Source organism: Colwellia sp. NW0002-52-1, assembly GCF_057550865.1.
On record NZ_BAAJLU010000002.1, the window covers coordinates 182,101 to 204,705 of the forward strand.

Consider the following 22,605-nt stretch of genomic DNA (forward strand, 5'->3'; position numbering starts at 1 on the left):
GTTTTTATCAGACGATTACTTTTAGCGATTAAGCTTGAGCAATAACAACAACTTTAATTGTTGTGTCTACATCGTTATGCACGTGAATTACGATATCGAATTCACCTGTTTCACGGATGCTACCTAAAGGTAAACGAACTTCAGCTTTAACAACTTCAACGCCAGCTTCAGTGATTGCATCAGCAATATCACGAGTACCAATTGAACCGAATAATTTACCTTCATCACCTGCTTTAGAAGCGATAGTGATTTCAGCTAATTCAGCTAATTTAGCAGCACGTGCTTGAGCAGCAGTTAGTTGCTCAGCAAGTTTTTTCTCTAAATCAGCGCGACGAGCTTCAAAGTGCTCAACGTTTGCTTTAGAGGCAAAAACAGCTTTGCCTTTTGGTAATAAAAAGTTACGAGCGTAACCAGATTTAACTGTTACCTTGTCGCCAAGGCCGCCTAATTTGGCGATTTTATCAAGAAGTATTACTTCCATTTTCAAAACCCCTTATTAGGTTACTTATGTAAATCAGTATATGGTAATAATGCTAAGTAACGAGCACGCTTGATCGCACGACCAAGTTGACGTTGATATTTAGCGCTTGTACCAGTGATACGGCTAGGAACAATTTTACCACTTTCAGTGATGTAGTTTTTTAGTACAGCTGTATCTTTATAATCGATTGCAGCAGCACCTTCCGCTGAAAAGCGGCAGAACTTGCGACGTCTAAAAAAACGAGACATGGATTTCTCCTAAAATGGCTTACTTTTTAAAATGAAAATCACTTTAATCAGTGAGAGCCTAAATTAAATCATTTCAATTTGTTGGGCATGTAAGACTAAAAGCGGATTACCGTTTCTAGATTCATGACGGTTAATAAAACCAGTCACTTTAATATTACAGCCTTCAATTAAATCACGAGTTAAGTGTTGTGACACTTTGCCGGTTGCAACAACTTGTATTCGAACAAACGCTTGTCTGTTCATGCCTGCTTCATTTTGTATAGACTTATGGTCCATTGAAAATTGACAGTGCTGAATACCCGCTGGGCTAGTTGACGTTTTAGGTGGTTTTACCACATATCCGGTCAAAACTAGGCAATTCTCAACGCTATTATTCATAGACTGAGAAACGGTCACAGGTTACTTATTCTTCGCTCGCAGCTTCTTCTGCTTTTGGTGCTTCGGCATCTGTTGCTTCAGTAGCTGGTGCTTCAGTAACCTCTTTCTTCACTTCGCGACGCTCATCACGACGGTCTTCTTTAGCAACAGCCATAGCTGAAGCTTCAGTAACCGCGTCTTTAGTGCGCATGATCATGTTACGAATAACAACATCGTTATAACGGAAAGAAGTTTCTAATTCATCAATAGCTGCTTGTGGCGCTTCAATGTTCATTAGAACATAGTGTGCTTTGTGCAATTTATTGATTGGGTAAGCTAATTGGCGACGACCCCAGTCTTCTAGACGGTGGATTTTGCCTTCAACATTAGTGACGATGTCACTGTAACGCTGAATCATAGCTGGTACTTGTTCACTCTGATCAGGGTGAACCATAAATACGATTTCGTAATGACGCATTACGAGCTCCTTACGGTTGTAGCCTCATTATCTGGCTCAGCCAACACCAGTTGAGGCAAGGAACAAAAGTTCAGGCTGAATTAAGGACGCGTATTGTAGGGAAAATGAGCAACAAAGGCAAGCACTAGTTTGTATTTCACAATTAATCGCATCATAAAAAAAGAGCCACCTAAGTGACTCTTTTTTAACTAATTAAAATAATGAAATTTTACATCGTGATAACGTTGCCATTAATCGTTAATTGCCCTTGCATAAATTGAGCAGCAAACGAAAGTTGATCAGCTTCTTTTATAATGAAGCCTTGTTCAACATACATATCAATCATGCCCGCTAAGCCAAGCTTTTGAAAAAATGGCAATGGCGCAACACCTTTAGCATCTGCATTTATTGCGGCAATAATGCTCATCGGGTTTGCTTGGTCATATAACGTATGATCAATAACCAATTTTAGTTCAGACTTGATAACACCATCGGCCGTAACAACACTCAAGTCATTAATATTAATTTCAGGGTCTTTCGCTAATAGCTTTGTCGCTGCCATAGTTAATTGCTGACTAAACTGCTCGATTTTTGCAGGATCTTGCTGCATTTTCACTCCCAATTCATTCAGTTCAATCAATACTTGTGGATCTAACTTGTTCAGCGCAAGATCAAAGTTCAATTTCTCAAGTTCTTGGCCTGCGCCTTTTATACTATCTGCAGCATATTTGAGATGTAAATTCATTAAGCCTTGTTCAATTGCAGTTTCTACAAAAAAGGTTAAGTGCTCAATGTTCAGTAATTCATTACCATTATTATCTTTGGCGATGATGTTGCTCAATTGCATTGAGAGATCGCCTGCTGCGATTGCATTACCAGCATAATAATCACCGCTAATAACTTCTTGAGTAAATGTTGTTGTAAGTGGAGATACTTGTACGTTCATATCAGGCCCTTTGAAGTCAAGACCTGCCCAGTTTATATAGCCTTCAAGGTATTTCTCGTCGCTAAGTGTAAACTCGCTCTCTAGTACACCTATATTAACTTGACTACCATCTTGTTCAAATTCAATAGCATCTAGCACTATATGTGTGGTGTAATTAAAACGATAATTTATCACTGAAGTTATTGAAAGTTTTTCATTTAATTGCTGAATAAGTGCTGCAATTTCTTTTTTATCGGTTTCATCTATGTTGGTAACTTCAACGTCAATACCTGCAACTGACTTAGCTAGTGCAAGGGTAAACTCATTATCAGCAAAAATAAATGGACCAAAGTTCAGTTGTTCGGTAACAATAATATCGACATCATCTAATTCAACATCTTTGAATTTCATTGTGCTAACCGCTTGACCCGAAAACCAATCGCGAGTGAAATTATGCTCAGTTATTACAATTGACGGATTTTCGTTAAGACGGTTAGTAATATCTTGGTACTTTTCTTCAACAATACCACCAACCAGTTTAGGTCCAATTAAACCAATACAAACAAGTACAACAAGTGCAAATACAGCTTTTTTCATTTTATTTCCTTATATCCTTTTGAATATGGCATCCATTAAAATCTAAAAATTTTATTATTAACGTTTGAGCTAACTAAATTTAGCTCTGAAGACGCTGACGTACTATTTCAAACAAGCAAATACCTGTTGCCACAGATACATTTAAGCTTGAAACACTACCAGCCATCGGTAATTTCACCAATTGATCACAATTTTCACGGGTTAAACGACGCATGCCTTTACCTTCTGCGCCCATAACTAATGCCATTGGGCCAGCTAGCTTTATGTCGTAAAGACAAGTATCGGTTTCTCCCGCAGTTCCGATGATCCAAACGCCCATTTGTTGTAAGGCTTTCATGGTTCTAGACAAGTTAGTTACTTGTACTAATGGCACACTTTCCGCAGCACCAACAGCTACTTTTCGAACGGTTGCTGTTATACGAGCAGCATTATCTTTTGGTACGATAATCGCTTGCACACCTGCTGCATCAGCATTACGCAAGCAAGCACCTAAGTTATGTGGATCTGTAACGCCATCGAGTATCAACAAAAATGGCGCTTGATCTTTGCGCTCCGCCTCAGCAAGAATATCTTCTATATCAGCTTCGGTAAATACTTTACCAGGTTTCACTCGAGCCACTACGCCTTGATGTTGTTCGCCTTCACTTTTATCATCAAGCACTTTACGATTAGCCATTTGTGCTGAGATACCGTATTGTTGCGCTAGATTAATAATCGGCATTAAACGGTCATCTTCACGACCTTTGAGTAACCATAATTCGATAAACCTTTCTGGTGCATGTTCCATTAAGGCTTTTACGGCATGAATGCCAAATACTAATTCTTCTTGCTTCGCCATAAACTTAATTCTTTCTCTATTAATTACTTTATTCTCGTTTGACTCAATCGTGAGCTAAACAGGTAAGATATTTCGCTGTAGCTAAACGCATGACAATATAAACAAGTTTAACGGCTAAGCTTATAAAAGAATTACCGTTCTAGCCGTTATCATTCATTACTACAATTTATTCAGCAGATTTACGTGCATTTTTACCTGGACGTTTTTTTCTTGCCTTGCGCTTTTTAGCTTTGGTTGTAGTTTTGTCGCCTGTTTTAGCTGATTTTTTAGCTGGCTTGGCTTTTTCATTAAAATTAGCTTTCGCTTCTTTTGATGCTGATTTATCTGCCGAACGTTTACCGCGTTTATGTTTATCCGAGCTTTTGCTTTTCGCTGCTGGCTTAGCACGCTTAATAACAGCGTTAGCGCCAGCGAGGGCTAAATCAATTTTTTTCTCATCTAGGTTAACCGCAGCAACTTGTACTTCTACTGTATCGCCAATACGATACTTAGCGCCGCTATTTTCACCGGTTAAGCACATACGTACATCATCAAAATGATAATAGTCATGACCAAGTGAGGTAATGTGAACTAGGCCTTCAATGTGTAAATCAGCTAATCGAACAAATAAGCCAAAGTTAGTCACGGTAGATATTACGCCGGTAAAGGTATCGCCAACGTGATCTTGCATATATTCACATTTAAGCCAATCTGAAACATCGCGAGTTGCATCGTCTGCACGGCGTTCAGTCATAGAGCAATGTTCACCTAACTCGATTACAGCTTCAGGCGTGTAATTATGCGCGCCAGCATTAGCTTCATCTTTTGCTTGTTCATCTAAAATAGCTTTAATGACACGATGCACGACTAAATCAGGGTAGCGACGTATTGGCGATGTAAAATGGCTATATGATGGCAATGCTAAACCAAAATGACCAATATTATCACTTTGATAAACCGCTTGGCGCATAGAACGCAATAGCATAGTTTGAATAAGCTCTTGATCAGTACGGTCGGCTATTTTTTCTAAGATATGGCAATAATCTTTTGGCTCAGGTTGCTCTTTTCGTTCACCCATAGATGACAGGTCAAGCCCAAGCTCATTAACGTAACTGAGAAAGTTATTATATTTATCTTCGCTCGGTTTATCATGTACACGAAACAAACCCGGCTTTTTATGTTTTTCAATAAATTCGGCCGTGGCAACGTTAGCTAAAATCATACATTCTTCGATGATTTTATGAGCGTCGTTACGCACCATAGCCACAATAGATGCTATTTTTCGGTCACTATTAAAGAGGAACTGAGATTCAGTGGTTTCAAAAGCAATAGCACCACGTTTTGTACGCGCTTTACTCAGCACATGATACATAGCATTTAAGTTATCTAAATCTGGGATCAGCGCTTGATATTGGCTGCGTAACTCGGCGCGATAATCTTCGTCTTTTTGCTCAGGGTTTACACCTAAAATTGTCGCGACTTTACTGTAAGTAAAACGTGCTTTAGAGCGCATAACCGCAGGATAGAATTTAGAGTCTGATAAATCACCGGCCGCACTAATGGTCATTTCACAAACCATACATAAACGATCTACGTCTGGGTTTAGTGAACAAAGACCGTTAGAAAGTTTTTCCGGCAGCATAGGAATAACTTGGCTAGGAAAATAAACAGAATTGCCACGAGAAATAGCTTCTTCGTCTAATGCGGTTTTATCTCGAACATAATAACTGACATCAGCAATTGCAACCCATAAAGTCCAACCACCATTAGGGTTAGGTTTACAATATACGGCGTCATCAAAATCTCGCGCATCTTCGCCATCTATGGTAACTAAGGGTAAGTCACGTAGATCTACTCTCGGTGCTTTTGCTGACTCTTCAACTTCATCAGCAATACCGCTCACTTCAGCTATAACTTCAGGCGAAAATTGATTTGGTAAGTCGTGCTCACGCAAGGCAATTTCAATTTCCATACCCGGAGCCATATGCTCACCGAGGACTTCAATTACTTCACCCACGGCATTCGAACGTTTTGTCGGTCTTTGAGTAACATTAACCACAACAACTTCGCCGTGACGTGCGCCCATTTTTTTATCTGGTTGGATCAGAATATCTTGTTGAATACGTGCATCGTCTGGCACAACACAAGCAATATGATGGTCAACATAAAATCGCCCAACTACGCCGGCAGTTCGAGGTTTAATAACATCGAGTATTTTAACTTCTTTGCGACCTTTTCTGTCGGTGCGATCGATTAATATTGCTTCAACAATATCACCGTGAATAACACGCTTCATTTCATAAGAAGAAATATAGAAATCTTTGTCACCATTATCAGGTGTAAAAAAACCAAAACCATCACGGTGCCCAATAACCTTGCCTGTTAGCACATCGCTACGTTTGGCTATGGTGTATTGTTTAAATTTATTAAAGACAATTTGGCCGCTATTTTCCATAGCTCGTAAGCGATGCTTTACCCCAACTTGCATATCTTCATCGGTATACTTTAATTGCTTAATAATGGCTTTAAAAGTAGGTGGGATGTTTGATTTTTCGATCAGCGACAATAGCAGTTCACGACTTGCTACAGGTTTATCATATTTGTCAGCTTCACGCTGTTTGTGTGGGTCTTTTTCGGTCACATTTATTCGATAATGGTTTTTTTTGTAGTATATCGTAGATTAACGCTATACCCAAGTAAGATAAATGTTTGAGACCACAACAAGTCAGTGTATTATTTTGCCAACCCAAGAAGTTAATACTTTCCGTTACTGGCCGCGTTAACTACTCGTTCAGGCATTTTTTGCACTAATTTAGCCAAATGCTGTGCGATAGCTTTGTGCTCTTTTTTATCATCGGTAACAGATTGATGCAATTGGCTGTATAACTGTGGAAAATCTAACGGGCTGCCATGTCCAGCTAGATACAAGTCAGCTAACCTAAGCTGAGCTTTTAAATTATTTAATGCCGCAGACTCCTTTAAAAAAGTAATAGCCTGATTAACATCGACTTGTACAAACTTGCCAATATGATAATAACGCCCTAATTGCTCTAGGGCTTCAGCTAATCCTTGATCAGCCGATGCTTGCATATAATGCAAACCTAGAGGGACATCTTTTTTTACACAAACGCCATAAGCTAGCATATCACCCCAAAGGAATTGGTACGACGGCATTTGCGACTTTACCGCACGCGCTTCAATATCTTGTACTAATTGGCAATCATCAATAACAACTTGGCTTAGGTGTTTATTTTCTTTAATTAAATCAAGTAGCACATTATCACTATAAATCTGCACAGCCGTTAACTCAGCAGCCGAAACACTTAGAAACTGTGTAAAAGATAGTAAAGTTGCTATCAGTAGTTTTTGTGTCGCTCGCATATTACCTCTTTGTACTATGGTGTTTTTTATCTCTTTCATTATGTATCGACCAGTTACCTAATTAACTTAAAAAATAATTATTAAGTTCATTCAGCGGTATCGCTTTTAATAAAAAGTTTAACAACAAACAGAAAAACTCGCTGCTCGCATGAGTCAAAAATTTAGCTTAACTAATGAGTCTAACAAGCAAATATAATACCATTAAATACTGTCAAATTTTGCACACGACCGCTTTGTTGTTGAATGTTTGTTGCTAAATGCTCTCCTACAACTTGGAATATACTTGCACTCTTAAAGATAAAATATAACAATGGTGAAGATCTGAGCAATCTGAGCGCGTTTAATGTCGCAAATTCATCAACTAATTGAAAATTCGAAAGTCAACGAAAGTATTGCCCGTAAGCTATTCGAAATAGAAACAGAAGTACTTGCTTGTCAATCTAGCGAGGAGCTTTTAGAACGTTTACTTGGTTTAATTCAAACTAAATTTCAATTGTCTGGTATTTCATTGCTGCTTGCAGATCCTACGCCTATTAGTTATCTGATCAATGGTAATTTGCAATCTAATTGGCATCAAAAAAACACTTCTCAAATATCTGCCAAAAAATTAACTTTACTGCACATAGACAAGAAGCCAATGTTGACTAATCAACTAGCGCAATTAGACACCATAGTGCCAAAATCATTGTTAGTTGGTGCAAAATCGGCAGCGTTAACACCATTATCTTTAGAAGGTAAATTATTCGGCAGTTTATTATTTACTGATAAGTCACCTGAACGGTTTCATCAAGATTTAGGGACTTTTCATCTAGAGCAACTCGCGGTCAAAGTCAGTCTTTGTTTGTCGAATGTATTAATTCGAGAGCAACTTCAATATATGGCGCATTATGACCGGTTAACAGGTGTCGCTAACCGCCGTTTAATGGAAGTTTGTATCGCTGAAGAATTGATTCGACAACGTCGATATGGCGTGCCCTTTTCATTGTTATTTATTGATTGTAATAAATTTAAAATAATAAATGATACTTACGGCCATGATTGCGGAGACAAAGTTTTGACTTATGTGGCGACACAACTACAGGAACTCGTTCGTGAAAACGATAAATGCTTTCGCTATGCCGGTGATGAATTTGTTGTTGTGCTTGCGAGTCAAACACTTTTAGAAGCCGAACAAGCTAGTGATCGTTTATGTCAGTTTTTTGATAATAACCCTATGCCGTACCAAAATGGCCGATTGCCGGTGAGTATTAGTTGTGGTGCTGCTGCAAGCAGTGGTGCTGAAACCATGGACGAACTATTAAAAACCGCCGATAAGAACCTCTACATCAATAAAAAAGCCAACAATGGCATGGTGTTTAAGTTATAAATTAAACTTTTCTGCAAAAATAAATTTCCTTTTATTAACCAAGGACTATTATTAAGGTATCTGTTCTAAATAATTGTATTATGATAATAAAAGTTAGTATCAATGATTTAAAAAAAGGCCATTTTGTTGTCGATATTGTTGAACAGCAAGGTACATATAACCTAGCCCGCGCTGGGCATATTAAAAGCAATGACATTATTATCGGTTTACAAGCTAAGGGGGTTAACTCGGTATTAATTGATACGACAAAAACCATAGATGAAGCTCTCAATACAAACCTACCAGAACAATTAGAAAAGCCTGGGCCTTTAATCCTCGAAGTTGCCAAAGCTAAAAAAATTTTTAAGCAATCAAAACAAATTCAGCAACAAATATTGCTTGATGCTCAACAAAACCGACCGATTGATCTTGCACCTATTATTGAGGTGACAAATCACATTATTACCGCAATATTTAAAAACCCTGATGCTTTGGTTTGCGTAATAAATATTCGTGACAAGAACCAGTATTTATTGGAACACTCTGTCTCTGTTTCTGTGCTTATGACAGTTTTTGCGCGTTTTTTAAAAATAGATCGTGATATTACTCAACAGCTTGCTATTGGCGCATTTTTGCATGATATAGGAAAAATTAAAGTCCCTGATAAACTGCTCAATAAAGTAGATAAATTAACCGAACTAGAATTTGAAGTGATTAAAGAACATGTCAACCATTCCATTGATATTATTAAAGCTATTCCGGATATTTCTGAGCTAAGCTTAGAGGTTGCGGCACTCCACCATGAACGCCTAGACGGTTCAGGTTATCCTCAAAAATTGCATCAAGATAATATCTCAAACTACGGTGCCATGATCGCCATATGTGATATTTTTGACGCGCTAACAGCAGAGAGCTGCTATAAAAAAAATTATAGTCCAATTAAAGCATTCGGTATCTTAAGAGGCTTAGCACTTGACGGTAAGCTAATGCCAAGACTCGTTGATTTATTTATTAAGTGCTTGGGCGTATATCCTGTTGGCAGTATTGTAGAGCTTAACTCTCACCGCCTAGCGATCGTTGAAGGAAGAAATCAAGACGACCCTATTAACCCTAAAGTGCGCTGCTTCTATAATATTAAATATCACCGATACATTATGGCTAAGAATATTGATTTAGCGAAAGAAGCCGACTTTATTATTCGAGGCGTAAATCCAGTAGATTATGATATTGATCACAATCGTATAATCGAATTTTTATTACAAGAAGGATAACCACTGTAATAGATTTATAACAGTGTATTGGTAAGCTTTAATCACTAAAGCTTACCTTGAAAAGGGCTAGTATCAAATATATTAACCCTTACGAGTAACTGTTTATTTTCTAAAGTCGACCATTGCCTGAGCAGCAAAGTAAGCATACATAGTATAAATAGCGGTATTAACTTTTAACGCTGCTGGATCAACTTTGTCTAAAGTATCATTTTCAGTATGGTGGTAATCAAAATAGTTAGAGCCATCTGGAGCGAAATCAATGCTTGGCATACCAGCATCACTTAATGCGCTCATATCAGATTGCCCTTTTGCGTTGTTCTCAGGCGATAATGCAACACCTAAAGGTGCTAAATACTGTGCTAATTCTCGTATAGCATTAAGTGACTGTGCACCAACACCTGGGGTCATTTTATAGATACGACCTATACCAAAATCCCATTCAGCACCAATAACATGAGAATTCATATTATTTTTATGCACTTTTACATATTCTTTTGCCCCCAATAAGCCTACTTCTTCAGCGGCAAATAAGATAACGCGGATAGTCCGTTTAGGGCGTTCAGGTAATTGGCCAATATGATGTGCTGCTGCCATAACCATACCTATGCCTAAGCCATCATCTAACGCGCCTGTGCCTACATCCCAGCTATCTAAATGGGCACCTAAAGAAACAATTTCTTCTGGAAACTCACTACCGGTAAACTCACCAATAACATTTGCAGATGTTGCAACAACTTCTGCATCCGTTCTAGCGGTCATATGCAGATACAAACTTACTGCTTTACCACGTTTAAGTTGGTTCACTAACAAATCAGCATCAGGGTTAGATAATGCTGCTGCCGGAATTTTTCTCACTTGTTCTTTGTAACGCATAACTCCGGTATGAGCCGTACGATTATTGTCAGTTCCAACTGAGCGCATAACAAGTGCTGACGCACCTTTTTGTGCCGCCACTACAGCACCGCTAACGCGTGTACCAACTGCGGGGCCATATCCTTCGCCGTCAATATCGCGATCCATTTGATAAGAAACAAACGCAATTTTACCATTAAGGCTATTATCTGGCGCGGCTTTTAAATCAGCAAATGTTTCAAAATGGGCAACATCAGCGGTCAAACCTTCCTTTTTCGTAGCAATACTACCACCAAGTGCTAAAACCACTAAGTCATGTGGATAAGGAGCTACTATGCGCGCTTTTGCTTCACCACGTAACCAATAGCTACCCGTAACGTCTTCAGACCAAACCTTATCAAACCCTAAGGTTTTCATTTTATTTATTGCCCAAACAATTGATTTTTTGTCACCTTCAGAGCCCATTAATCGATGCCCCACTTCTGTGGTTAGAGATTCGATTAATTGGTAGGATAAATCAGACTGCAGTGCCGTGTCTTTAAGCGAATTCATTTGCGCTTGTTGTTCAGTACTTAATTGTTGCGCTGATGCAAATAAGCTACTCGCGCTTATTAACAAAGCTAAATAGGTACTGGTAATTAATTTTATTTTTGAGCTCATGTTTTTCCTTAAATCAATTGTTTTTTCAGTTTGCCATTAATGGTAAGTATCTATAAAAGCCGATGAACTTACAATGAATTCACTTGAATCAGCTGATAATACTGATTAAAAATATGCAGTAATTGTAAAGATTTACTGCCCTTAAACACATAAATAATGACCTTTGTAGATTCTATTTATAAGTCTGTAGTTTGTTTGATGATTAACCCGAATGTCAGCTTATTTAAAGATCAAAAAAGCCGACGTTGTGTCGGCTTTTGCAAAAACTTATTGTTCATTAAATAGAGAATGAAGAACCACAACCACATGTGGTTGTTGCGTTAGGGTTGTTTACTAAGAAACGGCTACCTTCTAAGCCTTCAATATAATCAACTTCGCCGTCAACTAAATACTGTAAACTCATTGGATCGATCACCATAGTAACACCTTGTTTTTCTATGGTCATATCACCATCATTTACTTTTTCATCAAAAGTAAAGCCATAAGAAAAACCAGAACAACCGCCACCTGTAACGTAAACACGTAATTTCAAGTTTGGGTTTTCTTCTTCGGTGATCAACGTCAATACTTTAGTCGCCGCAGCGTCGGAAAATTTAATCGGTAATTCAGGATTTGACATAAAACTCAACTTAATACAGGTTAACTAGGGTAATTATCTTAAACTTGACTGTTTTAGTCAAGTATTATGGCTGACTCTGGGTAATATTATCTAGACTTTTGGACCATGGGTAACTTTGATCGATACGGTTGTATTGTTGCCATTTACTTTTAGTTAATATCGCAGCAACATGAATAGTCTCAGGTATAAAATTTTCTGGCAAAGTAAGCTCCCCAGAGATAATTTGGAAGTACTGGAAGCTAAACGATAAGTCTTTTTTCTCTAATGTAGATAACTGAGATAAAGCAATACTGCTTGGTTTATTATCTAAACTACCTGTGATTGACAGTTCAACGTAACCTTTAGCATAACGTTTACGCAATAGTTGCTGTACAAGCACCACTTGAAAACGATAATGATTTGGGCTCTCTGATTTTGTCAAACTTACCCCATCAATAACTAAACCATTAGCTTGTTTTTCCGGTGCCATAACTTTTTCATAAAAAGCCAGCTCCTTTTTTACTTGATAATGCGCTTGCTCAATTGACTTTAACGTTTCCTGGCTGCGACTGTTCGCCATACGTTCAACTTCTAGTTCAACTTCTAAAGTATTAATACGCTGAGTTTTGTCTACTAATTGTTGATAAATAAAGTCTAATCTAGTTTGTTGTTGTGCCAATGTTTGCGTTTGATAACCATGATAAAAATTACCAAGGCGATATCCACAAAATAGTAATATAGAGACTATAACTAAAAGTAAAATCGCTGATCTAAATGCTCCTAAGCGTTTTACTATCGTGTTGAAATTTATTTTTGCTAACCAATTCATTTGAAAAGTATTATGATATCCAGAGTGTCTGTAAATATGCCCAATAAAAATAATACAATATGAAGACAATCATTCAGCTTAAAAAGCGTCTTGCTCTCCCCCAAACATCTTGGCAGCTATGCTTATTAGCGGCCATTGGAGGTTTTGCATCGGCAATGCTGGTGGTGCTTTTCATATTCGCCATTGAAGGCGTTCAATCACTTTTTATGAACGAAAAAGATGACTATAACAGTTTAACTGCTTTAAGTCGTTTCCTATTACCCATAATTGGTGCAGCCGTTATTCTCTTTTTTGCTTGGCTTACGGGTTATAAGTATATTCGAAGTGGTATTCCCTTTGTGTTGCATCGCTTAAAAATTGCAAATGGTGTAATTCCTTTTCGTAACACCATTAATCAATTCATTGGCAGTGCTGTCGCTCTTATTTCAGGTTTTTCGGTTGGTCGAGAAGGTCCTGCTGTTCATTTAGGCGCAGCATGTAGCAGCTATATCGGCAATAAACTAAATTTACCTTATAACGCAATTCGAAGTTTAAGTGCTTGTGGCATTGCAGCGGGCATTGCTGCTTGTTTCAATACGCCTGTGGCGGCTGTGTTGTTTGTTATGGAGGTTATTTTAAGGGAATATAAAGTGCATATTTTTATTCCTGTTATGATTGCTGCAATTGTTGGGTCTTTGACAACCAGTAGTATCTTTGGTCCCTCACATGAGTTTGGCCACTTTATTGCTATAACGTTAACTACTGACCATTATTTTTCTTTAGCCTTACTAGGCATGGTATTGGGTGTTATTGCATTTGTATTTAATCGCCACTTAATTCTAATTATAAAACATAGTGCTCGTTTTCATATTGTTCCGCGTATATTAACCGCAGCATTAATTACAGGGGCTTTTGGTTATGCTGTGCCTCATGCAATGGGCACTGACCTAAGTGCCATTAATTTTTCTTTGCAAAATAATTTTGAGCTACAGTTATTGCTAGGTTTATTAGTAGCTAAAATACTCATGACCATTTTTGCTTTGGGTTTAGGTATACCGGGTGGCATTATTGGTCCTATCCTAGGTATTGGTGCAATTGCTGGTATTTGTGGCTCTGTTGTCGCTACGTACTTTATGAACAGTGATATTTCCGCCAGCGACTTTGCTTTAATGGGCATGGCAGGTTTTATGGCCGCGACACTCAATGCCCCTTTAGCAGCCTTACTTTGTGTAGTAGAAATGTCTAACCAAATTGAAATTATTGTCCCTGCTATGGTTGTGATCACTAGCGCTTGTGTTTTCTCAGGACAATTTTTTGGAAATCGCTCGATTTTTATTATGCAACTAGAAGTACAAGGTCTTCCTTATCGAAGACCTCCGCTTGAAAAGTCATTGCAACGTATTGGGGTGATCGGGGTTATGGATGAAAACTTTACCTTGTTAAAAGACCCAAATGAAGAAGCCATTACCTCCGCATTAGCGAATCAAGCACAAAAAGATCAGCTTATTTGTAAAGTCACTGGTCCAGGTGAAAAAAATGGTTTTGTTTTTTATCAGCAAACTACCAATAATATTGATGATACTCCTGCAATAGAAAAACATTTGCTTATACCTCTTTCGAGTCAATCAACATTGGCAGAAGCTTACTTATTATTAGTTAAACAAAGAGAAGGTGGAGTTTATATATATCAAGATAATCCTGAGCAAATTATGGGTATAATTACCTTTGACTATATTCGCTCGTACCTCTTAAAAGGAAAAACCAATAAATGACAACCATTCTTTGGCTTAAAGCTTTTCATGTTTTTTTTATGGTTGCTTGGTTTGCTGGTATATTCTACTTGCCGCGTATTTTTGTTAATCATGCGGAATCAAACGAGCCATTAGTTCAGCATCACTTTAAAGGTATGGAGCGGCGCTTACTTTATTTCATCACGCCTTTCGCTATTTTCACCGTATTACTTGGTATCGCAATTATTATTCAATATGGCTATGCTTGGTTTGTTGCCGCTAAATGGTTACACATTAAAATTAGTTTAGTTGTGTTATTACTGATCTACCATGGCTATTGTTTTAAACTGGTTAGCACTTTTGCGGCAGACAAAAACACACGTTCTGGAAAGTTTTATCGATTTTTTAATGAAATCCCCGTTATTTTGATGCTCGCCATCATAATTTTAGTTTATGTAAAGCCTTTTTGAGTATTGGCTAAATAGCAAACAGAAACATTAGGACAAATTAGATAATACATATTTTGCTTTTGACTTTTGTGCTATATTTCGCAGCGAATTTTCGCTGTCGTTTGAAAACAACAGCTCACTATTTAATATGAATAAAGCCATATACCAATTAGCGAATATTTGCATTGGTAGATCTGTTTATAATTTAGGTATTATCTATGATGAAATTTGAAGGAAACCATATCTTATCTGTATCGCAGTTCGATAGAGAAAGTATTTCCCGTATTCTAGAGATTTCAACGCTAATGGCGCCATATGCCATGCGAAAAAAACGCTGTCATGTGCTTGATGGTGCCATTTTAAGTAATCTATTCTTTGAACCTAGCACTCGAACACGCGTTAGTTTTGGCACAGCATTTAATTTATTAGGTGGCTTTGTTAGAGAAACCGTAGGCCAGGAAAACTCGTCCTTATCCAAAGGTGAATCTTTATTTGATACTGCACGTGTGATTAGCGGGTATTCTGACGTAATAGCCATGCGCCACCCTGCAATGCACTCGGTTGCAGAATTTGCTAAAGGGAGCAGTGTACCAGTTATTAATGGAGGCGATGGTGCGAACGAGCATCCGACTCAAGCTTTATTAGATTTATTTACCATTCAGTCAGAAATGGCACGCTACGATATGGGGCTTGATGGTCTGAATATTGTACTAATGGGCGACCTTAAGCACGGTAGAACTGTACATTCATTATCTAAATTAATCAGCTTATACAATAATATTAAAGTCACCATGATTGCACCAAAAGCATTACAAATGCCAGACAGTGTTGTAGATGCTCTCACTAACGCTGGCCATGAAGTTGTGATGACGGACAAAATTGAAGGTAACTTAGCGTGTGATGTTATCTATCAAACTCGCATTCAGCAAGAACGGTTTGCTAGTAAAGATGAAGCTGATTTGTACCGCGGTCATTTCAGTTTAAACCGACAAATTTATCAACAATACTGCCATCAACACACGGTAATAATGCACCCGTTACCACGCGACTCTCGTGCTGAAGCAAATGAACTCGATATCGATTTAAATGATCTTGATAATTTAGCTATATTTCGCCAAGCGCAAAATGGGGTATTAGTGCGTATGGCTTTATTTGCCCTGAGCTTAGGTGTTGAAAATAGACTTAGCCATTATGAAAAGCCGGTTACCTGGCACACAAATAAATACTAATTTTAACCTCACTGTAGGTTACATTAACAATGAGTAGAACATTATGACAAAAAATTCTCAGCAATTATTTACTGAAGCCCAAGGCGTAATTCCTGGTGGCGTAAACTCTCCCGTTCGAGCATTTAATAGCGTTGGTGGTACTCCGTTATTTATTAAAAAGGCCCAAGGTGCATATATTTACGACGCTGAAGACAAGAAGTATGTCGATTATGTAGGTTCTTGGGGTCCAATGATATTAGGCCATAACCACCCTGCTATTTTAGAAGCTGTCATTGAAACAGCACAAAGTGGCCTAAGCTTTGGCGCACCTACCGAGTTAGAAATAACTATGGCTGAAAAAGTACGTGAAATTGTTCCTTCTATGGAGAGGTTACGTATGGTGAGTTCTGGTACTGAAGCTACCATGAGTGCCATTCGGTTAGCACGTGGCTTTACCGGACGTGATAAAATATTAAAATTTGAAGGCTGCTATCATGGTCATGCTGACTCTCTTTTAGTTAAAGCGGGCTCGGGCATGCTAACTATGGGCGTACCAAGTTCACCCGGTATACCTGAAGACGTAGCAAAACACACATTAACGGTTAGCTATAACAATATTGAAGAAGTTAAAGAGATTTTCCAAAAGTTTGGTGATGACATTGCCTGTATTATCGTCGAACCCGTTGCAGGTAATATGAACTGTATACCACCAGTAGCCGGTTTTTTAGAAGGCTTACGTGCTATTTGTGATCAATACAGCAGCGTTTTAATCTTCGATGAAGTTATGACTGGCTTTCGTGTTGCTTTAGGTGGTGCACAAGCCTATTACAATATAGTGCCAGACCTAACTACACTTGGAAAAGTGATCGGCGGTGGCATGCCTGTTGGCGCATTTGGTGGCAAAAAAGAAATCATGGACTATATTGCGCCTGTTGGGCCTGTTTATCAAGCCGGTACGCTATCAGGTAACCCTATCGCTATGGCTGCAGGTTTAGCATCGCTTAACGAGCTCTGTAAAGGTAATAAGCATCAATTACTTAGTGATACAACCGAAAAGCTAGCAATGGGCTTGAAGGCTGCCGCAGAAAGAAACGGGGTATCATTAGCCATTAACTATGTCGGTGCAATGTTTGGCTTCTTTTTTACCACTGAAACAGACATCACATGTTTTGCGCAAGCCACGGCTTGTGACGGTGAGAAGTTTAATCGATTCTTTCATTTGATGTTAGAGGAAGGCGTGTATTTAGCACCATCTTCATTTGAAGCAGGTTTTGTTTCAACAGCCCACGGTGAGGCTGAAATTGAATTTACTTTGGCAGCCGCTGATCGTTGTTTCGCTAAGCTATAGCTTGAATTAAATAGCTTAATTACAAATTTTGTAGTTGCTAGAAAACAAAAAGGTAAGCATTATGCTTACCTTTTTTAACTTCTAATGCTTGAATAACTGTACTAGTTAATCTGGCTTTCTAGATTTAATAGGCCGTTAGATTAGACAGTTAAAGAATCAAATCGCAACCGAACTAGTCTTGCTTGTTTTTTACTACTGACAAGCTTGGCTTTTTCGCTTTGGAGTTTTGACCCGAACTATCTGTACCTGATGTTTTGCCATCGACTTTGCTGTCTACCGCTTTCACCGAAGATATTTTTGCTTCTGGCTTTACGGGTGCTTCAACTATATCGTCTTCGATAGGGTGCTCAATTTCTAGCGAAGTACCAGCACCATTTTCTTTGGCATAAATGGCAGCTATCGCGCCATAAGGCACGCTCATATGTTCTAGTTTGCCACCAAAGCGAGCACTAAGTTCTATAGTATCTCCAACCATAGAAATACTACCAACTGCAGAAAGAGATACATTCAACACAATTTGACCGTCATTAACATAAGACATTGGCACCATAACGCCATAAACATTAACGTCTACTACGATGTAAGGTGTTAAGCCATTATCTGAGATCCAGTCATAAAAAGCCCTAACAATATAAGGCTTAGTTGATGTCATCGTGTTTGTCATTCTTTCGTACTTAAACCGGTGCGCCAAAGCGTAATTCACGCTCAGACTCAGTTAAAGATGCTTGAAATGACTCACGTTCAAATACTTTCAACATATAAGATTTCAGTTCTTTAGAACCTTCACCTTCAAGCTCAATACCCATTACTGGTAAACGCCATAATAACGGTGCCAAGTAACAATCTACTAAGCTAAACTCTTCACTCATAAAGTAAGGAGCTTCGTTTAAAATAGGTGCAACACTTAATAAGCTTTCTTTAAGTTCTTGACGAGCTTTAGCCGCTGCATCGGCAGGACCATTGTAGATTGTTTTAGCAAGGCTATACCAATCTTGCTCAATGCGATGCATCATTAAACGACTACGACCACGTGACACTGGATATACCGGCATTAGTGGTGGATGAGGAAAACGCTCATCTAAGTATTCAATAATAATTGATGCTTCATAAAGTGCTAATTCGCGGTCAATTAACGTCGGCACAGTTCCGTAAGGGTTTAAATCAATTAAATCCTCAGGTAAATCGGCTAAGTCAACCAAATGGATGTCTACACCGACACCCTTCTCTGCCAACACAATGCGGGTTTGATGACTATACATATCATCTGCATGCGAATATAAAGTCATAACAGAGCGTTTGTTTGCGGCTATGGCCATAATGCCTCCAAAAATCTTTAATTAAAAAAACTAACAAAGGGGGCCAAAGCCCCCAGTAATATCTAACGTTTACACTGTATTAAAAATATTAATAATTAGTGTACATCTCTCCAGTATTCTTTCTTCAGTAAGTAAGCAAAGAATAACAGGATAAATAGGAAACCAATGACCCAATAACCTAAGCTTTCGCGCTCAAGCTTGTTTGGTTCACCAGTATATTCTAAGAAGTTGGTTAAATCACGTGCAAATTCATCATATTCTTCGGTGGTCATAGACCCACCAGTAGCCTCAGAAAGGTTACCGTGCTCATCCATTGTACGAACACCTTGAAGACTTTGTAGTACATGTGGCATACCAACATCTTTAAATACTTTGTTGTTTACACCGAATGGACGGCTTTCATCAACATAGAAAGAACGCAAATAAGTGTAAATCCAGTCAGGGCTTTTAAAGCGAGCTTCAAGTGTTAAGTCTGGTGGTGTACTACCAAACCATTTAGCCGCTTCTTTGCCTGGCATGGTATTAGTTATATGATCACCAACCTTCTCGCCAGTGTACATATAATTGGCAGCGCCATCTTCGTCAGAAATACCTAAATCAGCAAAAGTGCGATTATAGCGTTGGTATTTTAATTCATGACACGCTAAACAGTTATTAATGTAAGCTTCAAAGCCACGTTTTAAAGACTCTTTATCACGTAAATCATTATTAGCTTTATCTAAATCTATACTAGGTCCAGCGGCTATCGCTAGCATAGGTAGCACAGCTAAAACTGCTAAAATAAATTTTTTCATTATCCTGTCACCCTCTCTGGAACTGGCTTAGTTTTTTCATTTTTACTGTAGATCCAAATAGCAACGAAAAATCCAAAGTAACCGAAACTAGCAATTGCACCAATCATATTGTTTAACGGGTTTGCAGGTAATGTACCCAAAACACCTAAAACAATAAAACAAATGGCAAACTGAACAAGGTTTACAGTGTGAGCTGTACAACGGTAACGTAACGACTTAACTGTACCGCGGTCAAACCAAGGTAGCATGAATAAGGCGATAATCGCGCCGAACATACCTATAGCACCTAATAACTTATCAGGAATAACACGTAAAATTGTATAGAACGGGCCAAAGTACCAAACTGGAGCGATATGCTCAGGTGTTTTCAAGCCATTTGCTGGTTCAAAGTTCGGCGCCTCAATGAAGTAGCCACCACCTTCTGGTGCAAAAAACATGACCCAACAAAATACAATGAGGAAAATAACAACCGCGACTAAATCTTTCACTGTGTAGTAAGGGTGGAAAGGGATAGCGTCGACAATATCGTATTTTTTCGTATATTGTTCATGGAAAGTAAATTTACTTTGCTCTTCAGGAGGTACACTGCCTTTTGGCTTTTTAATGTTAGTGCCATCAGGATTGTTTGAACCGACTTCATGTAAAGCTAGAATATGAAGGAAAACTAATACAACTAACACTAATGGTAGTGCTATAACGTGTAAAGCAAAGAAACGGTTTAACGTTGCACCTGAAATAACATAGTCACCACGGATCCATAACGTTAGATCATCACCTATTAAAGGTATTGCACCAAAGATAGAAATAATTACTTGTGCGCCCCAGTATGACATATTACCCCAAGGTAATAGGTAACCCATAAAGGCTTCAGCCATTAGCACTAGGAATATTAACATACCAAACAACCACAGTAATTCACGCGGTTTTTGATACGAACCGTACATCATGCCACGGAACATATGCATGTATACAACAACGAAAAACGCAGAAGCACCTGTTGAGTGCATATAACGCAACAACCAACCGTAATCTACATCACGCATAATATATTCAACTGACGCGAATGCACCGTCACCTGAAGGTTCATAGTTCATTGTCAACCAAACACCTGTTAGTAATTGGTTAACTAAAACAACACTCGCTAAAATACCAAATACATACCAAAAGTTAAAATTCTTTGGTGCAGGATATTGAGCGGCATGTTTGTTCATTGCATCCATTAGAGGCAGACGCTGTTCGATCCAAGCCATTAAATTAGCAAACATTATGCTTCTCCTTCAGATACGCCGATTAGCAAAGTACTATCGTTAGGAAATGAGTGTTCAGGAACCATTAAGTTAGTTGGTGCTGGAACACTTTGGAATACACGACCCGCCATATCAAATTTTGAACCATGACAAGGACAGAAGAAACCGTCTTTAACGCCTGCGACTTCTTGTTCGAAGTCGCCTTTGCGATATGTCGGAGCACAACCTAAATGAGTACACACACCTAAGGCTACTAGAAATTCCGGCTTAATTGAACGGAATGCATTGGTAGCATAAACAGGCTGCTGAGGCACTTCTGATTGAGGATCTTTTAATTGACCATCATGTGCACTAAGACTCGATAGAATTTCTTCTGTTCTACGAACTACATAGACAGGTTTACCGCGCCATTCAGCACGTATTAATTGACCTGGCTCTATCTTACTAACATTGACCTCAACCGGCGCACCTGCGGCTTTCGCACGCGCGCTAGGGTTCCAAGACCCAATGAAAGGCACAGCCACACCGACAACACCAACACCACCAACTACCGAAGTAGCAGCAGTTAGAAAGCGTCGACGGCCGTTGTTAACAGGCGCATTGCTCATTCAAACTCTCCAATAATTATCTAGCTAATACAACAACACAGGACTAAGTAAACTACTTAGTTACTGTGAAGATTGTTGTTCGACTAAATCAACGAAAAAAAAATTGTTCTGATAATAAAGAAAACCCTTGTTTTTTACAAGGTAATTAACCGTTTCCATGCAGGTTTATGGCAGTAAAAGTTAATTCTTAATGGTCACCCGCGCTAAATAAAAACTATTCGCATTAGTAGGTTTTCTCATCTATCAATTATCAATATATCTTGCTAAAAACTTTAAAGCGAGAAACTGGTTATTAATTTTCTAACAACCTTATTAAATATTCAAATAATTTCAGCATATTAATGTGCAAGCACCTAAAATAGCAGGACAAATATTTTAGTATCAATTGATCGCACCCAGCTATTTAATTAAATCAATATAGAAGAAAGCTGAAAGTACAATATTAAAGGGATTAATTATCTGTTCAATAGCGATGATTTAGTTATTACAATTAACAAAAGATATAATTCAATCACTGGTTATACAAGTGCAAAAATGACATATTTGGACTTTAAATTACATTGGAATTGTACCTAAAACCTATACCGACATGGACATTAAATTAGTCTGCACAGTATTATAAAGAATGAGTGCACTAGTATAAAATATTTTAAATAGTTAGAATTCAGTCAAATCTCAACTTAAGGTTAGTCTTAATGAAAGCTACGGTAAAATGGATAGGCGATGAATTATTCATCGGTACTTCTGAAAGTGGTCATACAATAGTATTAGATGCAAACGCTGGCGCTATAGCCCCGAGTCCTTTAGAGAGTGTTTTGATTTCTCTAGGTGGCTGCTCATCAGTTGATGTTGTTAGTATTTTAGAAAAAGCACGTCAGAAAATTACTGGCTGCAGTGTTGAAATATCTGCCACCCGTGTTGATAGCGTTCCTAAACTATTTTCAGATATTCATTTAACATTTCTTATCGAAGGAAATGATGTAAATGAAAAACATGTAGAACGTGCTGTAAATTTGTCTGCAGATAAATACTGCTCAGTCGCTTTAATGCTTAATAAGTCAGTTAATATTACCCACGAATATCAAATAAACAACTTAAAATAAGTTTA

At 38.3% G+C, this 22,605-nt stretch carries 23 protein-coding genes; 7 read left to right on the plus strand and 16 right to left on the minus strand.

Annotation, left to right across the window (positions count from 1 at the left end; translation table 11 throughout):
- Positions 1–28 precede the first annotated feature (28 nt).
- The 8 genes from rplI to AC27H3_RS03465 form a co-directional block, all read right to left on the minus strand.
- Positions 29–481, minus strand: coding sequence for a 50S ribosomal protein L9 (rplI, locus tag AC27H3_RS03430; RefSeq protein ID WP_085301090.1), 453 nt, complete (start codon positions 479–481; stop codon positions 29–31).
- Positions 482–501: 20 nt separating this feature from the next.
- Complete coding sequence (gene rpsR, locus AC27H3_RS03435) at positions 502–729, minus strand: 30S ribosomal protein S18 (protein ID WP_077283912.1); 228 nt, start codon at positions 727–729, stop codon at positions 502–504.
- A gap of 63 nt (positions 730–792) precedes the next feature.
- Entirely contained in the window at positions 793–1,125 is a 333-nt protein-coding gene (gene priB / locus AC27H3_RS03440; protein ID WP_487103752.1) for a primosomal replication protein N, read from the minus strand.
- Positions 1,126–1,132: 7 nt separating this feature from the next.
- Positions 1,133–1,564, minus strand: a complete 432-nt coding sequence (gene rpsF / locus AC27H3_RS03445) for a 30S ribosomal protein S6 (RefSeq protein WP_487103754.1) — start codon at positions 1,562–1,564, stop codon at positions 1,133–1,135.
- Positions 1,565–1,772: 208 nt separating this feature from the next.
- Positions 1,773–3,065, minus strand: a complete 1,293-nt coding sequence (locus tag AC27H3_RS03450) for a DUF945 family protein (protein ID WP_487103756.1) — start codon at positions 3,063–3,065, stop codon at positions 1,773–1,775.
- A 79-nt stretch (positions 3,066–3,144) separates the two neighbouring features.
- Positions 3,145–3,903 carry a 23S rRNA (guanosine(2251)-2'-O)-methyltransferase RlmB gene (gene rlmB, locus AC27H3_RS03455; protein ID WP_085301086.1) on the minus strand — a complete coding sequence of 253 codons (759 nt, stop codon included), beginning with the start codon at positions 3,901–3,903 and terminating at the stop codon, positions 3,145–3,147.
- A gap of 166 nt (positions 3,904–4,069) precedes the next feature.
- Entirely contained in the window at positions 4,070–6,523 is a 2,454-nt protein-coding gene (gene rnr, locus AC27H3_RS03460) for a ribonuclease R (protein ID WP_487103758.1), read from the minus strand.
- Positions 6,524–6,636: 113 nt separating this feature from the next.
- Positions 6,637–7,302: a tetratricopeptide repeat protein gene (locus tag AC27H3_RS03465; RefSeq protein WP_487103760.1), complete on the minus strand. Its 666-nt coding sequence runs from the start codon at positions 7,300–7,302 to the stop codon at positions 6,637–6,639.
- A 304-nt stretch (positions 7,303–7,606) separates the two neighbouring features.
- On the opposite strand from AC27H3_RS03465, the gene AC27H3_RS03470 reads away from it, so the two are divergent.
- Positions 7,607–8,629 carry a GGDEF domain-containing protein gene (locus AC27H3_RS03470; protein ID WP_487103762.1) on the plus strand — a complete coding sequence of 341 codons (1,023 nt, stop codon included), beginning with the start codon at positions 7,607–7,609 and terminating at the stop codon, positions 8,627–8,629.
- 80 nt (positions 8,630–8,709) lie between these two features.
- Positions 8,710–9,879 carry an HD-GYP domain-containing protein gene (locus AC27H3_RS03475; RefSeq protein WP_487103764.1) on the plus strand — a complete coding sequence of 390 codons (1,170 nt, stop codon included), beginning with the start codon at positions 8,710–8,712 and terminating at the stop codon, positions 9,877–9,879.
- Between the two features lie 102 nt (positions 9,880–9,981).
- Here AC27H3_RS03475 and AC27H3_RS03480 read toward each other — a convergent pair whose 3' ends face one another.
- The 3 genes from AC27H3_RS03480 to AC27H3_RS03490 form a co-directional block, all read right to left on the minus strand.
- A complete protein-coding gene (locus AC27H3_RS03480; RefSeq protein ID WP_487103766.1) occupies positions 9,982–11,391 on the minus strand; it encodes a M20/M25/M40 family metallo-hydrolase in 1,410 nt (469 codons plus the stop codon).
- 277 nt (positions 11,392–11,668) lie between these two features.
- The gene (gene erpA / locus AC27H3_RS03485; RefSeq protein WP_085301081.1) at positions 11,669–12,010 is read right to left on the minus strand and encodes an iron-sulfur cluster insertion protein ErpA; all 342 of its coding nucleotides are present in this window, start codon (positions 12,008–12,010) and stop codon (positions 11,669–11,671) included.
- A 64-nt stretch (positions 12,011–12,074) separates the two neighbouring features.
- Positions 12,075–12,818 (minus strand): DUF6776 family protein, encoded by a 744-nt coding sequence (locus AC27H3_RS03490; RefSeq protein ID WP_487103768.1) that lies wholly within the window; start codon positions 12,816–12,818, stop codon positions 12,075–12,077.
- A 59-nt stretch (positions 12,819–12,877) separates the two neighbouring features.
- On the opposite strand from AC27H3_RS03490, the gene AC27H3_RS03495 reads away from it, so the two are divergent.
- From AC27H3_RS03495 to hemL, 4 genes are all read left to right on the plus strand, one after another.
- Complete coding sequence (locus tag AC27H3_RS03495) at positions 12,878–14,569, plus strand: chloride channel protein (RefSeq protein ID WP_487103770.1); 1,692 nt, start codon at positions 12,878–12,880, stop codon at positions 14,567–14,569.
- Positions 14,566–14,997 carry a CopD family protein gene (locus AC27H3_RS03500; RefSeq protein WP_487103772.1) on the plus strand — a complete coding sequence of 144 codons (432 nt, stop codon included), beginning with the start codon at positions 14,566–14,568 and terminating at the stop codon, positions 14,995–14,997. Before AC27H3_RS03495 ends, AC27H3_RS03500 begins: the two co-directional genes overlap by 4 nt.
- 197 nt (positions 14,998–15,194) lie before the next feature.
- Positions 15,195–16,205: an aspartate carbamoyltransferase gene (locus AC27H3_RS03505; RefSeq protein WP_487103774.1), complete on the plus strand. Its 1,011-nt coding sequence runs from the start codon at positions 15,195–15,197 to the stop codon at positions 16,203–16,205.
- A gap of 43 nt (positions 16,206–16,248) precedes the next feature.
- Positions 16,249–17,532 (plus strand): glutamate-1-semialdehyde 2,1-aminomutase, encoded by a 1,284-nt coding sequence (hemL, locus tag AC27H3_RS03510; RefSeq protein WP_487103775.1) that lies wholly within the window; start codon positions 16,249–16,251, stop codon positions 17,530–17,532.
- Positions 17,533–17,704: 172 nt separating this feature from the next.
- On the opposite strand, the gene AC27H3_RS03515 is transcribed toward hemL, so the two are convergent.
- The 5 genes from AC27H3_RS03515 to petA form a co-directional block, all read right to left on the minus strand.
- On the minus strand, positions 17,705–18,196 hold the full coding sequence (locus tag AC27H3_RS03515) for a ClpXP protease specificity-enhancing factor (RefSeq protein WP_487103777.1): 492 nt from the start codon (positions 18,194–18,196) through the stop codon (positions 17,705–17,707).
- 10 nt (positions 18,197–18,206) lie between these two features.
- On the minus strand, positions 18,207–18,848 hold the full coding sequence (gene sspA, locus AC27H3_RS03520; protein ID WP_487103779.1) for a stringent starvation protein SspA: 642 nt from the start codon (positions 18,846–18,848) through the stop codon (positions 18,207–18,209).
- 95 nt (positions 18,849–18,943) lie between these two features.
- Positions 18,944–19,642: a cytochrome c1 gene (locus AC27H3_RS03525; protein ID WP_487103781.1), complete on the minus strand. Its 699-nt coding sequence runs from the start codon at positions 19,640–19,642 to the stop codon at positions 18,944–18,946.
- Complete coding sequence (locus AC27H3_RS03530) at positions 19,642–20,907, minus strand: cytochrome b (RefSeq protein ID WP_487103782.1); 1,266 nt, start codon at positions 20,905–20,907, stop codon at positions 19,642–19,644. The genes AC27H3_RS03525 and AC27H3_RS03530 overlap by 1 nt, the downstream gene beginning before the upstream one ends.
- A complete protein-coding gene (gene petA / locus AC27H3_RS03535) occupies positions 20,907–21,497 on the minus strand; it encodes a ubiquinol-cytochrome c reductase iron-sulfur subunit (RefSeq protein ID WP_085301072.1) in 591 nt (196 codons plus the stop codon). Before petA ends, AC27H3_RS03530 begins: the two co-directional genes overlap by 1 nt.
- A 695-nt stretch (positions 21,498–22,192) precedes the next feature.
- On the opposite strand from petA, the gene AC27H3_RS03540 reads away from it, so the two are divergent.
- Positions 22,193–22,600 (plus strand): OsmC family protein, encoded by a 408-nt coding sequence (locus AC27H3_RS03540; protein ID WP_487103784.1) that lies wholly within the window; start codon positions 22,193–22,195, stop codon positions 22,598–22,600.
- Positions 22,601–22,605: the final 5 nt, after the last annotated feature.

What these genes read in the sequence shown, in the direction of transcription:
- AC27H3_RS03450 (WP_487103756.1), bottom strand. Translation starts at nt 3,065, where the DNA reads ATGAAAAAAGCTGTATTTGCACTTGTTGTACTTGTTTGTATTGGTTTA.
- AC27H3_RS03505 (WP_487103774.1), top strand. Translation starts at nt 15,195, where the DNA reads ATGATGAAATTTGAAGGAAACCATATCTTATCTGTATCGCAGTTCGAT.
- AC27H3_RS03525 (WP_487103781.1), bottom strand. Translation starts at nt 19,642, where the DNA reads ATGAAAAAATTTATTTTAGCAGTTTTAGCTGTGCTACCTATGCTAGCG.
- rpsR (WP_077283912.1), bottom strand. Translation starts at nt 729, where the DNA reads ATGTCTCGTTTTTTTAGACGTCGCAAGTTCTGCCGCTTTTCAGCGGAA.
- AC27H3_RS03470 (WP_487103762.1), top strand. Translation starts at nt 7,607, where the DNA reads ATGTCGCAAATTCATCAACTAATTGAAAATTCGAAAGTCAACGAAAGT.
- AC27H3_RS03490 (WP_487103768.1), bottom strand. Translation starts at nt 12,818, where the DNA reads ATGAATTGGTTAGCAAAAATAAATTTCAACACGATAGTAAAACGCTTA.
- AC27H3_RS03480 (WP_487103766.1), bottom strand. Translation starts at nt 11,391, where the DNA reads ATGAGCTCAAAAATAAAATTAATTACCAGTACCTATTTAGCTTTGTTA.
- AC27H3_RS03530 (WP_487103782.1), bottom strand. Translation starts at nt 20,907, where the DNA reads ATGTTTGCTAATTTAATGGCTTGGATCGAACAGCGTCTGCCTCTAATG.
- rplI (WP_085301090.1), bottom strand. Translation starts at nt 481, where the DNA reads ATGGAAGTAATACTTCTTGATAAAATCGCCAAATTAGGCGGCCTTGGC.
- hemL (WP_487103775.1), top strand. Translation starts at nt 16,249, where the DNA reads ATGACAAAAAATTCTCAGCAATTATTTACTGAAGCCCAAGGCGTAATT.
- AC27H3_RS03500 (WP_487103772.1), top strand. Translation starts at nt 14,566, where the DNA reads ATGACAACCATTCTTTGGCTTAAAGCTTTTCATGTTTTTTTTATGGTT.
- rpsF (WP_487103754.1), bottom strand. Translation starts at nt 1,564, where the DNA reads ATGCGTCATTACGAAATCGTATTTATGGTTCACCCTGATCAGAGTGAA.
- AC27H3_RS03515 (WP_487103777.1), bottom strand. Translation starts at nt 18,196, where the DNA reads ATGACAAACACGATGACATCAACTAAGCCTTATATTGTTAGGGCTTTT.
- petA (WP_085301072.1), bottom strand. Translation starts at nt 21,497, where the DNA reads ATGAGCAATGCGCCTGTTAACAACGGCCGTCGACGCTTTCTAACTGCT.
- sspA (WP_487103779.1), bottom strand. Translation starts at nt 18,848, where the DNA reads ATGGCCATAGCCGCAAACAAACGCTCTGTTATGACTTTATATTCGCAT.
- AC27H3_RS03540 (WP_487103784.1), top strand. Translation starts at nt 22,193, where the DNA reads ATGAAAGCTACGGTAAAATGGATAGGCGATGAATTATTCATCGGTACT.
- AC27H3_RS03475 (WP_487103764.1), top strand. Translation starts at nt 8,710, where the DNA reads ATGATAATAAAAGTTAGTATCAATGATTTAAAAAAAGGCCATTTTGTT.
- rlmB (WP_085301086.1), bottom strand. Translation starts at nt 3,903, where the DNA reads ATGGCGAAGCAAGAAGAATTAGTATTTGGCATTCATGCCGTAAAAGCC.
- AC27H3_RS03495 (WP_487103770.1), top strand. Translation starts at nt 12,878, where the DNA reads ATGAAGACAATCATTCAGCTTAAAAAGCGTCTTGCTCTCCCCCAAACA.
- erpA (WP_085301081.1), bottom strand. Translation starts at nt 12,010, where the DNA reads ATGTCAAATCCTGAATTACCGATTAAATTTTCCGACGCTGCGGCGACT.
- AC27H3_RS03465 (WP_487103760.1), bottom strand. Translation starts at nt 7,302, where the DNA reads ATGAAAGAGATAAAAAACACCATAGTACAAAGAGGTAATATGCGAGCG.